This is a genomic window from Chryseobacterium sp. PET-29 (assembly GCF_025736815.1).
In the GTDB taxonomy this organism is placed as follows: Bacteria; Bacteroidota; Bacteroidia; order Flavobacteriales; family Weeksellaceae; genus Chryseobacterium; species Chryseobacterium nepalense.
Genome location: NZ_CP107053.1, coordinates 2,058,434 through 2,072,475 on the forward strand (window position 1 = coordinate 2,058,434; position 14,042 = coordinate 2,072,475).

Consider the following 14,042-nt stretch of genomic DNA (forward strand, 5'->3'; position numbering starts at 1 on the left):
TTAATTCTGATGAATATTCTTACCATACCTTATTTTGCAGGAGGACTTTCACACCTGATTCCTTTATATGTTTTGCAGCAGAAATACCTGAAACACAGCATCGGAATAAAAAATCATTTTTTAGTAAACAGCGGTTCCCAAAATTTTCTAACCATGCAGGGAGTTGCTTGTGTACCACTAAATTATAGTTTAGAAGAAAATCCGCTGATTCCCGAAAACTCGGAGAAAATAAAAGAACAATTGCTGGAAATGGAAAAAAAAGCATATGAAATAGTGAAACCATCAGTAATTATTGAAGACACTTCTTTTTTTACTCCTCTTATTGCTGAAAAAAATAACCTACCTCGAATTTCAATTCAAAGGACAGGAATTTTTAGATCTATTGATAAAAAATTTAGAAATGCCAATCATGTTCATTCTCTGGAAAAAGGAAACAACAGCAGCAAATCTGACGGCTTTTCGGACTCTCACAATACAGAAACAGCAACAAATATGGAATCTGACCTGTATTTTCTTCAGCAATATGCAAAGCCGAAAGCCAAAATCGTCCCGGGAATACCTACCATCGAACGGTTGCCGGAGAATATAAAAAACAAAGATTCTTATTTCTATTCCGGACCTTTGATTGTAATGGATAAGCCTTCAAAAAACTTAACCGAAAGACTACATGAATTTTTGAAGATAAATGAAAAAAAGCCCATTGTATTTATTACAACGGGTACAATAGACAAAACACCAATTGAAAATTATATTGAATTTTTTGTTCAAAAAAATTATGCGGTGATTACAACTTGCGATCATCCTGTAAACGAAAAATATAAGCAGGAAGTTTTTTACAATAAATTGCTTCCGCTGAATTACATCTGCGGAATTTCGAATCTGGTTATCCACCAATGCGGTTCCGGTATGTACCACTATCCTATCATGAACCGGGTTCCTTCTCTTACAGTAGGAACGCAATGCTACGACCGCGAAGATGTGGCGCTAAGACTGCAGGAGCTCGGAGTTTCCGCGCATATTCCTCACCCCGACGATAATTCTGACTATTGGAATATTTTTCTTGATATGGTAGATAAATTTGAAAGAAATACATTAATCAATTACGAAATGATGGATCAGCTAAAAACTGAAATCGAAGAAACAATGTCCGGTTTTAAAATAGAAAAAGTTATCGAATACGCATTAGCATAAACCCAAACAAAAATTATTACCATGAAAAAATCATTTTACGAATTGTGCAAAGATGCCGGCACCGATAAGGTAATGCATCATGGTTATCATTTTTTTTATCCTTCTTTTTTAGAAAAACTAAGAAATGAGAAATTCACCATGCTTGAAATCGGATATGGTTCCGGGGAATCTGCGAAGATGTGGTGCGAATATTTTCCTTACACCAACTTTTTCTGTATTGATATCGATACCGAAGCTGTACACAATGACCGATGCAGAATAATAAAAGCAGACCAATCTAAGAAAGAAGATTTACAAAAAATAACAGGGAAAATAGGATCTGCAAAGCTCATCATTGATGATGGCAGTCACAATCCCAGACATCAGTTCGATACTTTTATGTATTTGTTTGAAAATCTATTAGAAGAAGGCGGTATTTATATTATCGAAGATATTGAAACCAATTACTGGAAACCCAATGCCGGACTTTACGGCCGTTTTGTCGGGGATTTTAATTTAATGAAAAGCATAAGCTCTTTTCCGGATATGATTAACCATGAATTTTCGAAAATCCAGAATACATTGAAGATTTCAACAGTCACCTACGGACAAAACTGCATCATTATTACCAAAAGAACAGAAGAAGAACAATTATATTTTGACAGAAAATATAGATTCGAGATTTTTACATCCTAATGAGAAATCACGGTATTTAATTAATCAATTCTTAAACATCGAAATAAAAATTTTTAATAGTTTTGCAGCAAACAATTGTTTTAAAGCAACGCCATAAAAATTAATATCCCATGAATCACAACAAATGTCTGAACTGCAACAGCGAAACAGAAAACAACTATTGTTCTCACTGCGGACAAAAAACTTCTACACACCGTTTTTCTTTGCAGCATTTTCTGGCGCATGATCTTGTGCACGGCGTTTTTCATCTGGATAAAGGGTTTTTGTTTACCGTTAAGGAGCTTTTTACAAGGCCCGGCCACAGCATCAGGGAATATGTTCAGGGGAAACGGGTAAAACATTTCAATGCGTTTACCGCCATTATTTTTGTGCTTACCATAACGCTTGTTATTACAGGGGCAACCAAAGTGAAAGCCAGTGAAATTTACAATCAGGAACAATTAAGCGAATATTCAAAATTATTGAGGGAGTATTATAAGCTCATTATTTTATCAGGAATTCCGTTTTATGCATTGGGAAGCTACTTTATCTTTAAAAAAACAAAACAGAATTACACCGAAAACCTTGTCCTGAATACGTATCTCACCATCGGCATGCTGATTCTTGGCTTAATTTTTCCCATCATCACCGTATTTTATACTAATGTAAATGCATTGTATTACCTTAAAGCCATTACGCCGATTCTTAATATCATTTATATATTCTGGTTTTACTATCAGTACTTTTCAGGATATGAATATAAAAAAGTTTCATTAATCATCAGAACATTACTCATTACTGTTTATATTCTTCTGATCAACGGCGCCATCAATGCATTAGCGAATAAAATCGGTATATTTTTACAGCATTAATCTTATCAAATAAGCATATTATTGGTTGCGAAAATAATCGCTTCTGAAATATTGGTAACTTCAAGCTTTTCAAAAAGCTTTCTTCGGTGGAATTTTACGGTATCCGGCGAGACGAAAATGGTATCGGCAATTTCATTGATTGTAAGGCCTCTAGTAGAAAGCTGAAGAATTTCTTTTTCTCTTTTGGAGAGCGAAACCTGTTCAGTCACTATCCAGGTGTTTGTTTCAAGATCATAGTTGTAGACCTTGTTTTGTCCTTTTTTGTAAATTTTTACATTTCCTGCCTCTTTACCTGATGACAGGGAGACGATGCATACTGCCTTCCATATTTTCCCCTGTTTGGTTAAAAACATGGGAGTAAGTTTATGATTAATAAGGATGAGTCTTCCTTCCTTGTTTTTTATATGAAAATCGTAAGAAATACTGTACTCTTTTCTTTCCGAAACAGGAATTTTTTCATAGAAATCAAAACCGGCATTGTTGATTTTCAGCAGCATCTGCAGATCACTTTCAGGGACATGTTTGAAATAAAAAGCGTAACCCATCTGCAGTACCTCTTCCGGGGTATTTCCGCATAGAAAAAGGGCATTATCAGAAACAAATTCAAACCCCTGTTTTTCATAGTCGATCACATAAATACTGGTGTAGGTAGCGCGGGCAAAAGACTTTATGGGTTCAAGATAATGAAGGGTCTCATCACCCAGATCTGATGAAGCTTCAACCGTGTTCCTTGAGTCAAAAAAAGAGTTTATGTCATTCCCACTCATATCCTTAGTTTTTTCCAAAAATAGTGAAAAGAATTTTACATTATACATTTTTCTAGAAAAATTATATCTGTTTTATTATTAGATACATATTTATTTTTTTAAATGTTACTTTTTTCACCCTGTCAGGAAAAACTACACTAAAAGATAGTTTTTTATCCCGCCTGTACATACTACCATTTAGTGTAGGAGTTTTCATTTTTTGATGAAATAGATTTGTTACAAACCAATAACCATGAAATCACAAAACTATTTTGAAAAGCTTGAAATGGATCAGCTGTCTGAATTGGCAAATTTCGTAGTTAATGAAAACATGTGCCATCACAATGACAATGAAACAGACGAAACGGAACATATCCAGGACATGATCACAAAAATGTATTATGAAGACCTTAATCTATTCTTCAATTCAGAATTTTTTGTTTCAAAGGATTCTTCAGGAGCAATAGAAGGTGTTATAAGAGTTGTAAAATGGGATTATCATCAGGAATTGCCAATTCAGAAATTATTCCAGATCGATCCCTTACAGCTCAGCAACAAAAAGCGCCGCACGCCCATCTGGCATATCGGAAGATTTGCAACCAGAAAAAACATTGGAGACCGGTTTTTATTTAAAAAATTAATGGTCTGCGCCATTGCTCCCTTGTGCCGAAAAAAAAGAGGGCTGGCTTTTGCAGAGTGCGACAGCAAACTTCTGAAAGCCATGAAGCTGCTGGGAATAAAAGCCAAAGTTTTAGGAAAATCCATCAATTATCTTGGATCAGAAACAATTCCTATTTCACTGGATTATGAAGGACTAAAAGAATTTTATCACCAAAACAAAAAATTAATACATCGCAGAAAACTTACTCCGGCTACATAAAATTCACACCTACGTCACCAAACCGATCCACTACCAACACACCTTAACCAAATCAAACCATATAAAAACTGAGCTATGAATACCATGACTAACACTATTGACTGGACTTCACCGGATGTACTGAGCCAGATTGTCCACAACATTAAAAATCCTCTGGAAACCATCATTACAGCCAGCAGACAACATGAAAGACCGGGCCATGAAATTATTTTCAACAGCAGCAAACAAATCAATAATCTGATAGAGGAAATTTTAACCGAAATAAAATCCAAATCGGTAAGCCTGACATTTCATGAGCGCCCAGATATTTTCGGAATTTATGAAGCCAATGAAAACGTTCAGTGCATGTGTGCAAAAAAAATCAATCCCTCAAAAATTACAAAACTTGATCAAAACTGGCTGGTAAATCTCGAAAAGGAAATTTACAGATCCATTAATCAGAACGATATCAATATCTATGATCTTGCCTATAAAATGGCAGTAAGCGAGAGACAGCTTCATCGTAAAATAAACAGCCTGCTGTATCTCTCACCCAACAAATATATCAGAATTCTTCGCCTGCACAAAGCTAAAGAATTGATCGATAATTATATCCAGAACTCAATTTCCCAGGTGGCATATGCAGTCGGTTACAATGATGTTCATTACTTCTCTAAACTATTTGTAGCCCAGTACAATATGTCCCCGAAAGAGCTTATTCATTCTTTAAAATAAAGAATGCAGGTAGTGCGAAGAGAGCATTACAAAAACATCCAACTAATATGAAACTAACAAACGAACAAAGGAAAGGACAGGAAGTGCTTTTTAAAATCATAGAAGAAGCATGGAATAATGAAGCGTTTAAAGAATCCCTCCTCTCCGACCCTGAAAAAACATTAGAAGCATTCTTTGGCAGAAACCTTCCTAATGGCAAGAAAATCATGGTGACCGATCAGTCTGACCCGGATTATCTGTACATCAATATCCCTGTAAAGCCTTATTCAGATTTTGAAATGGACGATAAAGATCTGAATAAAATAGCAGGCGGAACCGATATACCGAAACCAGGAACAGCAAACACCTGAACGATACCCAAAAAACCTTAAACGGAAAATGCCATGTCCGTTATCGCGTAAAAAATGGCAAATCCGTAAACTGATAATTAAATAATTTGGCATAACCATTTAAACTTAAAGATAATGAAACGTGTACTTTTTTTCTTAGGACAATTAAACGACATCGATGTAGAGTGGATGATTAAAAATGGAAGTAAAATTGAATTGAAAACAGGCAGTAAACTTATCCAGAAAGGACAGCCTATCGACAACTTATACATCGTGCTTTCCGGGCAGCTTGTAGTGTGTACAGACGGTGCGGATAATGAGACTATTGCAACACTGGGAGCCGGTGAAATCGTAGGTGAAATGTCTTTCCTTGAGTCAAGATCGCCCTCTGTTTCGGTAATTGCCACGCAGCCCACTGTTGCTTATGTAATTTCCAGAAATGTAATGGATTCCAGGCTTTCCACCAACTCGGATTTCAGGGCAAATTTCTACTATGCGCTGGCACTTTTTCTTTCTAACAGACTTCGGAAAACTACCGAGCAGATGGGCTACGGAAAACCTGAAGAAGAAGATTTAATAGACATTAATGTTCTGGATGGTGTGGCTCAGGCCGGATCAAGATTCGGACAGATACTCAACAGATTTTCAGAAGTTTAAAATTAGTAAGGATGAAAAATTTTAAAAGGGTAATTGCAAAATGTGCCGGTATTGTTTCTGTATTCTGTTTTGGAAGTATGACCATCGCCCAGTCTAAAATTACAAGTGATCTTTTTGTATTATCAGGAATGGCTTTTAACAAAAATCCTTCCATCCAAAGAAGTTTTCTTTCCATTAAAGATGCAGAAGCCAACTTTCTTATACAAAAAAGCATGTTTGACTTCAATCTCGGATCAGATGTATCCTACAAAAAAAGCCGTTATAATCTTTTGGAAAACGATCCCAGAAATCAATACCTAAACAGAATATTGACCGACAATGTAGATCTCACCAGCACCTTATCCAAAAAGTTCCGGACTGGCCAGACTGCAGAATTCGGGTTGCAGTATTCATACAACAGAAACAATTACCCTTTTAACGATTTCAGCCAGTATGTGGGACCTAATATCGGAAACCACTCCAGTTACATGAGCTTTACCCTGAGCCAGCCGCTTCTCCGCGGGAGAGGGAATGTGAATACGCTGTATGAGAAAATATCTGCGCTGTATATTGAAAACTCAAAACATAATTTTGAATATTCAAATTCTTATGAAATTCTTCAGATCGCCAATGCGTACTGGAGTTATTACACCGCTTATAAAAGTGTAGACATTTACCGGCAAAATGAAGCCAGAGTACGCAATGTTCTGGAAATGACGAAAGAACTGGTAAAAGCAGATAAAAAACCTGCTGGAGATTTGGCCCAGGTGAATGCAGACCTTGCCAATCAGGAACGGTTGACCATCGCCGCAGAGCAAAACCTTTATAATGCAAAGCTTAATTTAGGAAGAGTAATCGGCCTTTCGGAAGCAGAAAGCGCCATGCTGGATATACCGGTAAATGATTTTCCTTCCATTGCAGAATCAGGATTCGAAAATTCCATCGATAAGGAAGCTTTAATCAATACTGCCCTTGAAAAGAGAGCCGACATAAAAGCCGTAGCGAGAGTTGCCGAAGCTATTAAAATGGAAGTGGATATTGCCCACAACAATCTGCGGCCACAGCTTGATCTCTCGGGTTTTGTCTTCTACGGAAGCGCAAGTGTCGGAAACGGATTTGGCAATACGTTTAATGCATTTTCCAATTATCACGGAAGAAATTTTGGCGGCGGCGCTAGATTAACATTCAATTTCCCGCTAAATAATAATTTAGCTAAAGGAAATTACGCTAAAGCAGTAGTCGCATCAAAAGATCAGGCTGTAAATAATGAAAACCTTAAAAGAAATATCTTACTGAATATCAATACTGATATCAATAATCTTAACAGCAGTGTAATCATTTTGAAAAAAGCAGAAGAAGCACTGATGTTCTACAAAGAAGCTTTCAGAAACGAACAGGAAAAATTCCAGACCGGTTTAACAACACTTCTGAATGTTATCTTATTTCAGGAACGTCTTACCTCGTCAGAATTGGATTACCTACAGGCACAGCAGATTTTTGCCACGCAGATTGTGACGCTGCGCCACGACACAGGAACGCTTATTTCACAGGGAGAAAACGGTTTCACCGTAGATCCCAGATCATATTATACCATACCTAACAACTAATAACCTTTAAATATATTCACGATGTCAGCAAGTTTTTTTAGAAAATCAGCATTAGAAAAGCTCTCCACTCCGGAAAAGCTGGATCAGCTCATCAAAGTAACGGGCCCGAAAGCCTGGATTGCCCTTCTCACCATCGCTTTGGCATTGGGTGTAGGAATCACATGGTCTGTTTTCGGCAGGGTTAAAACCAAACTTGATGTAGTGGGCGTTGTATTGGGAGGCGACGTTCATGAGGTAGTTTCCACAGCCCAGGGACAGCTGGTAGAACTGAAAGTAGCCATTGGGGACAAAGTAAAAAAAGGCGACATCATTGCAACCATTCAGCAGCCGGAACTTTCCCAGCAGATTGAAGACGCCAAAGCAGTGCTTGCCGACAGAAAATTTGAAATGGGAAAACTGCTTTCTTATGGAAGCCAGGGAAACCATCTTCAGGGAGAATATATCAGCCAGACCAGAGTAAGCATTCAGGGAGAAATTGAATCTGAAAAAAAGAAACTGGCCTTTTTAAATAATCAGCTTGAATCCGAAAACGGTTTATTATCAAAAGGATTAATTGTAAAATCTCAGGTTGCCAATACCAAACAGCAGATTGAAGCATCAAAAAATACTATCGAAAGACTGAAGGGCCAGATGGTCGAGACTTCAAGCCAACAACATACGTTAGGCTACGATCTTCAGCAGAAAGTTACCTTACAGAACCAGAGAATTGCTGAAGCAGAAAGAACCTTACAGTTTTTAACCGAAAAATACGATACCCAGAAAAATATCCGGAGCCCGTACGAAGGCGAAGTGGTTGAGGTTCTTACCGACAGAGGCGTGGTTGTAGGTCTCGGCTCACCTTTATTCAAAGTAAAAAATGAAGGAAGCTCCAATACAAAACTTGCCGGGCTGAAAGGTGTTCTTTACATACCATCTAAAGACGGTAAAAAAATAAAAAAAGGAATGGAAGCTTTGGTGGCTCCTTCTACCGTTCAGCCGCAGGAATACGGATTTATTAAATCTAAAGTTACCTACGTTTCAGATTTCCCGATTACCGAAAAAGGAATGCTGACTTCCGTTAAAAATGATCAGCTGGCAAAAGGACTTCTGGCTTCAGGACCATTATTCGAGGTGCATGTAGATTTCGAAAAAGATCCTGCCTCCTACAGCGGATTCAAATGGACTTCTGCAAAAGGTCCGGACGTAACCATCAAAGAGGGGACATCCTGTATGGGTAAAGTAACCATCGAAGAAGAAAGACCTGCAACCATTGTAGTTCCCGCATTCAAAAAGTTCTTTGACCTTTATTAAATTAAAACATCCATGAAAAATAATACAACATTAACCATTGAGAAGCAGGCCCGTCCTACCAAAGTCCCTACTGTACTGCAGATGGAAAGCGTTGAATGCGGCGCAGCAGCTTTAAGTATTATTTTGGGGCATTTCGGAAAGTTTGTGCCTCTCGAAAAACTGAGAATTGCATGTGGCGTTTCCAGAGACGGGCTGAAAGCAACCAATATCATTAAAGCTGCCAAAGAATACGGACTGGAATCAAAGGGCTATGCAAAATCCATCGAAAAACTGATGCAGATTAAAACGCCAGCAATTATTTTTTGGAATTTCAATCATTTTCTGGTGCTGGAAGGTTTTACAAAAAATAAAGTGTACCTGAGTGATCCTGCCCAGGGAAGATATACCGTAACTCATCAGGAATTCGATGATGCTTACACAGGTGTTGTCCTCACATTTGAAACCACTGAGAAATTTGAAAAAGGAAATGAAAAGCGCGGCTTAATGGCTTCTTTGGCTTCAAGAATTAAATATTCAAAGCAAAGTATTTTCTTTATCATCCTGGCAAGTCTGTTCCTAGTTATTCCGGGACTGGTCATTCCTTCCTTTCTTAAAGTTTTTATTGATAAATATTTAGTTAATAATTTCTCGGGCTTCGTGATGCCGTTATTATTAATTATGGCCGGGATTTTAATTGTAAATTCCGTTCTGGTGTACATTCAGCAGTATTTTTTATTAAAATTGGAAACCAAGCTTGCCCTCGCTACCTCGAGTAAATTTCTATGGCATGTTTTTCATTTACCCATTGCTTTTTTTACCCAACGATACAGCGGTGAAATCGGAAACAGGGTTTCCCTGAACGATAAAGTCGCCAAACTTCTGAGTGGTGACCTTGCCAATGCCGCATTGAATGTCATCGTCGTGATATTTTATGCATTGCTGATGTTTTCCTATGATGTCATCCTTACGCTTGTAGGGATTACCATGGCGGTCATTAATATTGTTATCATGCAATATGTTTCCAGAGCGAGAAAAGACGGAAACCGCCAGCTGACCAATGAAACCGGAAAATTGCTGGGAACTACCACTTCGGGAATCAGCATGATTGAAACCCTGAAAGCTTCAGGGCGTGAAAATGATTTCTTTACCAACTGGATCGGGTATCTTGCTAAAGTAACCAATGCCCAGCAGGAATTAGGCTGGCTTTCCACAAGGCTGAACACAATCCCTCCATTGCTGACTTCCTTAACGACAAGCGCCATTTTAGGAATCGGTGCATTGAGAATCATGGACGGACAAATGACTCTGGGAGCTTTAGTGGCTTTTACCTACCTCATGAATAATTTTATTAATCCTGTTAATCAGTTGGTTTCGGTAGGTGCAATGCTTCATGAAACGGAAAGTGACATGGGCCGTATCGATGATGTAATGAATTATGAAGTTGACAATCAGTTCAGAGAAGAAAATGCGGTACAACCGAAATCTTCAACACAAAATAAACTGGTAGGCTATTTTGAAATGGACAACGTTACATTCGGGTACAATCCTACCATTCCGCCACTCATCGAAAAATTCAGTTTAAAATTAAAACCCGGAAGCAGGGTTGCTTTGGTAGGAGGATCCGGAAGTGGAAAATCCACAGTAGCAAAAATTGCCTCCGGATTATATGATCCCTGGGATGGAAAAGTCCTGCTGGACGGAAGATCCAGAAAGGAAATCCCAAGAAATATCATTACCGAATCTTTATCCGTGATCGACCAGGATGTACTGGTTTTTAACGGAACCATTAATGAAAACATCGCTTTCTGGGATACATTGATTCCTGAAAAAAATATCGTTCAGTCTGCAAGAGATGCGGCTATTCACGATGTGATTGCTGCGAGAAATGATGCCTACGATAGTAAAGTGATGGAAGGCGGTGCCAATTTCAGCGGCGGACAGCGCCAACGGCTTGAGATCGCAAGAGCTTTAGTAAGCAATCCTTCCATTCTCGTAATGGATGAAGCAACCAGCGCACTGGATCCCGCCACCGAAAAAATGGTGATGGATAACATCAAAAGAAGAGGATGTACCTGCCTGATTGTAGCGCACCGATTAAGCACCATTATGGATTGTGACGAGATCATTGTGATGGAATTCGGAAAAATAGTAGAACGCGGAACACATCAGGAATTGATGAGCATGAACGGTGTATACTCCCAATTAATTGAAACAAAATAAATTCAGAAAAATGGCAACTAACGAAAAAATACGCATCGGTGTTGAAGCACCTTTTTCTTTGGACAGTTCAGAAAAATTCTGGATGATTTTGTCTGGTGAGGTCAATGTCTTTTATACCGATATCGCAGAAGACGGAACCTATTTATCAGCCTTAAAATTTTTGTATACCGCAAAAAAAGGAGAATTGCTGTTCAGTTTAATTACGAAAGAAAATTCCGAAAATATAAGACTTATTGCTTTTTCCAATGATGCAACCCTTGTTTCTATAGATAAAAGCAATTTGCTGGAAATCGATCATTTTTTTCTTAAAAAAATGGTCAATAACTGGATCCTGAAAACATCCGCCGCACTCGATTCATCAAATAATCCGAGGGTTTACACAGCAGTGGATCATTTTAATGTGATCAATATTACGGAAAATACCATCGCTTACCCTTCATCAGGATTAAACTGGCTTCAGGTATCGGAAGGAAAGCTGGAAATATTCTCCGGGAATAAGATTTTGGAAGCGGGTCAGTATGAAGATTTTCCGGTTCCGGTATGCAGCAAATTATGGGTTAAATCTTTATCCGCAAAAACACTGGTAAAAGTAATAAGCACCCGTGAAGTACTTGAAAATGATATTAATTTCTTGATTGCTGTTGATTATATTCAAAAATATTTCTTCAGCAGGCTTATTACTATTATTAATGATCAGCAGACTGAAGAACAGGAATATTTTAAAAGTAAGGTAGAAAACGAAAATACGGACCTCAGCAATACACTGGAAAAGATCAGATCCATTGTTACCGGACAAACGAAATCAGGTACCAGGGAAGAAGCTGTTCATCAGTCTAAATCAAAAAATATTCTTTTTTTAACCTGTAAATTAATTGGTGAGCATAACGGGTTTAATCTTGAAGAGCCTAAACACATCGAAAGTTATCAGAACAGTGTGACCAACCAGCTGATTGCCATTGCAAAAAGCTCTAAAATACGCGTAAGAAAAGTAATTTTACGGGGAGTCTGGTGGAAAGAAGAAAATGGAAACCTGCTGGCTTTCACGAAAGACGGCAATGTCCCGGTAGCATTAATTCAGAAAAGTTCTTCTCAATATATTCTTAAAAACCTGCAGACCAATGCAGAAACAACGGTAAACAATGAAGTTGCAGAAACCCTGGAACCTATCGCTTATATGTTCTTTTCGGGTTTTGATGTAAAAATGACTTCCATAAAAAGAGTTCTGGGGTTTGCTATGCAAGGTGCAAAAAGAGACCTCAAGTTCCTGATCATTGCTGCATTGGCAGGAAGCTTAATAGGTCTTCTGGTTCCTATTTTATCGGGAGTGATGTTTGACGATGTTATTCCAACCGCAGATCGTTCTTTACACTTCGAGATTTTCGGAATATTGCTCATCATAGGCTTTGTAACGGCCGGATTACAGCTTGTGCAGGGTGTTTTGCAATTAAGAGTAGAATCAAAATCAAGCATCAACTTACAGGTTGGAGTCATGGATTATATCCTGCGGCTTCCTGTAACTTTCTATAAAAATTATACTGCGGGAGATCTTACCAACAGGGTATTAAGCATTAATTCCATCAGACAGATCGTTTCAAATACTTTGATTACCGCAGCACTGAGCGGCGCTTTTTCTTTTGTGAATCTGATCCTTCTGTTTTATTACGATTCCAAACTGGCCTGGATAGGAGTTGCATTGGGAGTAATTGCCGCGTTATTTACAGTAGGAATGGGATTGTTAAAATTAAAACACGACCGTCAGATTTCCCAGCAACAGGGAGAAATCCAGGGCTTTTTATTTGAATTTTTATCCGGCATTACCAAGATAAGAATGACAGGCGGAGAAAAAAGAATTTTCACATTATGGGCTGAAAAATTTTCGAAACTAAAAAAATTAGGCTTCAGCTCAGGGAGTTATCAGAATTTTGTAGAAACTTTTAATGCCTCCTACCCTCTTTTTACGAGTATTTTCTTTTTCTCATTTATTTATTACACCGTGCTGCATGCCGATAACGCTGCAAGTATGCTTACGGTAGGTGCTTTTATGGCTTTTATTACGGCTTTTAATAAATTTTTAAATGACAGTTTAAGAATCAGTATGGCCTTTATCACTTCCATGAATGTCATTCCTTTATATGAAAGGGTAAAGCCGATTCTGGAAGCTGAGCCTGAATCTGCCGAACACAGTACAGATCCGGGTGAACTGAGCGGTGAAATTGAAATGAATTCCGTTTCCTTCCGGTATCATGAAGATCAGCCTTTGGTACTGAATAATATTTCATTCAAAATAAAACCGGGAGAAATGGTGGCTTTTGTAGGTTCATCTGGTTCCGGAAAATCAACCATTATGAGACTTCTGCTGGGTTTTGAGCATCCTGAAGCGGGATCTATTTATTACGACGGCGAAAGTTTCGAGTCTATGAATAAAGAGCTGGTAAGGAGACAGATTGGTGTAGTTCTCCAAAACGGAGCACTGATGGCGGGAAGTATTTTCCAGAACATTATCGGCAATTCCGAACTTACACTGGAAGATGCCTGGGAAGCGGCACGTATGGCCGGAATGGAAGAAGATATCAAACATATGCCGATGGAAATGCACACCATGGTAAGCGAAGGAGCCGGAACATTTTCCGGCGGGCAAAGACAACGACTGATGATCGCAAGAGCAATTGTCCACAAACCCCGACTTCTTTTTATGGATGAGGCAACCAGCGCCCTGGACAACAAAACCCAGAATATCGTGTCTGAAAGTCTTGAAAAATTGCAGGCTACCCGTATCGTGATCGCTCACCGGCTGAGTACCATTAAAAATGCCGACAGAATTTTTGTGCTGGATAAAGGAAGCATCGTTGAATCCGGAAATTATGACGAATTGATGGACAAAAACGGACTGTTTGCAGAATTGGCAAAACGTCAGATCGCATAGC

Annotated in this window: 12 protein-coding genes; 11 read left to right on the forward strand and 1 reads right to left on the reverse strand. The window is 38.4% G+C overall.

The window, feature by feature from the left end; genetic code table 11:
• Window positions 1–9 precede the first annotated feature (9 nt).
• The 3 genes from ODE14_RS09005 to ODE14_RS09015 all read left to right on the forward strand — a co-directional run bounded on the left by ODE14_RS09005 (window position 10) and on the right by ODE14_RS09015 (window position 2,717).
• On the forward strand, window positions 10–1,191 hold the full coding sequence (locus ODE14_RS09005; RefSeq protein ID WP_263603810.1) for a hypothetical protein: 1,182 nt from the start codon (window positions 10–12) through the stop codon (window positions 1,189–1,191).
• Between the two features lie 21 nt (window positions 1,192–1,212).
• Window positions 1,213–1,866: a class I SAM-dependent methyltransferase gene (locus ODE14_RS09010; RefSeq protein ID WP_263603811.1), complete on the forward strand. Its 654-nt coding sequence runs from the start codon at window positions 1,213–1,215 to the stop codon at window positions 1,864–1,866.
• Window positions 1,867–1,976: 110 nt separating this feature from the next.
• Complete coding sequence (locus tag ODE14_RS09015) at window positions 1,977–2,717, forward strand: DUF3667 domain-containing protein (RefSeq protein ID WP_248391824.1); 741 nt, start codon at window positions 1,977–1,979, stop codon at window positions 2,715–2,717.
• A gap of 5 nt (window positions 2,718–2,722) precedes the next feature.
• Here the strand turns inward: ODE14_RS09015 and ODE14_RS09020 are convergent, their stop codons facing one another.
• Window positions 2,723–3,484 (reverse strand): response regulator transcription factor, encoded by a 762-nt coding sequence (locus ODE14_RS09020; protein WP_248391823.1) that lies wholly within the window; start codon window positions 3,482–3,484, stop codon window positions 2,723–2,725.
• A gap of 232 nt (window positions 3,485–3,716) precedes the next feature.
• Here ODE14_RS09020 and ODE14_RS09025 point away from each other — a divergent pair, with 232 nt between their 5' ends.
• The 8 genes from ODE14_RS09025 to ODE14_RS09060 all read left to right on the forward strand — a co-directional run bounded on the left by ODE14_RS09025 (window position 3,717) and on the right by ODE14_RS09060 (window position 14,041).
• Window positions 3,717–4,343 carry a hypothetical protein gene (locus tag ODE14_RS09025; RefSeq protein ID WP_263603812.1) on the forward strand — a complete coding sequence of 209 codons (627 nt, stop codon included), beginning with the start codon at window positions 3,717–3,719 and terminating at the stop codon, window positions 4,341–4,343.
• 75 nt (window positions 4,344–4,418) lie between these two features.
• Window positions 4,419–5,057 (forward strand): helix-turn-helix domain-containing protein, encoded by a 639-nt coding sequence (locus tag ODE14_RS09030; RefSeq protein ID WP_248391820.1) that lies wholly within the window; start codon window positions 4,419–4,421, stop codon window positions 5,055–5,057.
• Between the two features lie 47 nt (window positions 5,058–5,104).
• On the forward strand, window positions 5,105–5,407 hold the full coding sequence (locus ODE14_RS09035; RefSeq protein ID WP_263601199.1) for an NHLP leader peptide family RiPP precursor: 303 nt from the start codon (window positions 5,105–5,107) through the stop codon (window positions 5,405–5,407).
• Window positions 5,408–5,521: 114 nt separating this feature from the next.
• Window positions 5,522–6,043, forward strand: coding sequence for a cyclic nucleotide-binding domain-containing protein (locus tag ODE14_RS09040; RefSeq protein ID WP_263601200.1), 522 nt, complete (start codon window positions 5,522–5,524; stop codon window positions 6,041–6,043).
• 11 nt (window positions 6,044–6,054) lie between these two features.
• Window positions 6,055–7,629 carry a TolC family protein gene (locus tag ODE14_RS09045; protein ID WP_263601201.1) on the forward strand — a complete coding sequence of 525 codons (1,575 nt, stop codon included), beginning with the start codon at window positions 6,055–6,057 and terminating at the stop codon, window positions 7,627–7,629.
• A gap of 21 nt (window positions 7,630–7,650) precedes the next feature.
• Window positions 7,651–8,919, forward strand: coding sequence for an NHLP bacteriocin system secretion protein (locus tag ODE14_RS09050; RefSeq protein ID WP_263601202.1), 1,269 nt, complete (start codon window positions 7,651–7,653; stop codon window positions 8,917–8,919).
• Window positions 8,920–8,931: 12 nt separating this feature from the next.
• Window positions 8,932–11,118 (forward strand): NHLP family bacteriocin export ABC transporter peptidase/permease/ATPase subunit, encoded by a 2,187-nt coding sequence (locus ODE14_RS09055; protein WP_263601203.1) that lies wholly within the window; start codon window positions 8,932–8,934, stop codon window positions 11,116–11,118.
• 10 nt (window positions 11,119–11,128) lie between these two features.
• The gene (locus ODE14_RS09060) at window positions 11,129–14,041 is read left to right on the forward strand and encodes an NHLP bacteriocin export ABC transporter permease/ATPase subunit (RefSeq protein WP_263601204.1); all 2,913 of its coding nucleotides are present in this window, start codon (window positions 11,129–11,131) and stop codon (window positions 14,039–14,041) included.
• Window position 14,042 lies beyond the last annotated feature (1 nt).

Coding starts and splice junctions, on each gene's coding strand:
- ODE14_RS09005 (WP_263603810.1), top strand. CDS start 10: ATGAATATTCTTACCATACCTTATTTTGCAGGAGGACTTTCACACCTG.
- ODE14_RS09010 (WP_263603811.1), top strand. CDS start 1,213: ATGAAAAAATCATTTTACGAATTGTGCAAAGATGCCGGCACCGATAAG.
- ODE14_RS09015 (WP_248391824.1), top strand. CDS start 1,977: ATGAATCACAACAAATGTCTGAACTGCAACAGCGAAACAGAAAACAAC.
- ODE14_RS09020 (WP_248391823.1), bottom strand. CDS start 3,484: ATGAGTGGGAATGACATAAACTCTTTTTTTGACTCAAGGAACACGGTT.
- ODE14_RS09025 (WP_263603812.1), top strand. CDS start 3,717: ATGAAATCACAAAACTATTTTGAAAAGCTTGAAATGGATCAGCTGTCT.
- ODE14_RS09030 (WP_248391820.1), top strand. CDS start 4,419: ATGAATACCATGACTAACACTATTGACTGGACTTCACCGGATGTACTG.
- ODE14_RS09035 (WP_263601199.1), top strand. CDS start 5,105: ATGAAACTAACAAACGAACAAAGGAAAGGACAGGAAGTGCTTTTTAAA.
- ODE14_RS09040 (WP_263601200.1), top strand. CDS start 5,522: ATGAAACGTGTACTTTTTTTCTTAGGACAATTAAACGACATCGATGTA.
- ODE14_RS09045 (WP_263601201.1), top strand. CDS start 6,055: ATGAAAAATTTTAAAAGGGTAATTGCAAAATGTGCCGGTATTGTTTCT.
- ODE14_RS09050 (WP_263601202.1), top strand. CDS start 7,651: ATGTCAGCAAGTTTTTTTAGAAAATCAGCATTAGAAAAGCTCTCCACT.
- ODE14_RS09055 (WP_263601203.1), top strand. CDS start 8,932: ATGAAAAATAATACAACATTAACCATTGAGAAGCAGGCCCGTCCTACC.
- ODE14_RS09060 (WP_263601204.1), top strand. CDS start 11,129: ATGGCAACTAACGAAAAAATACGCATCGGTGTTGAAGCACCTTTTTCT.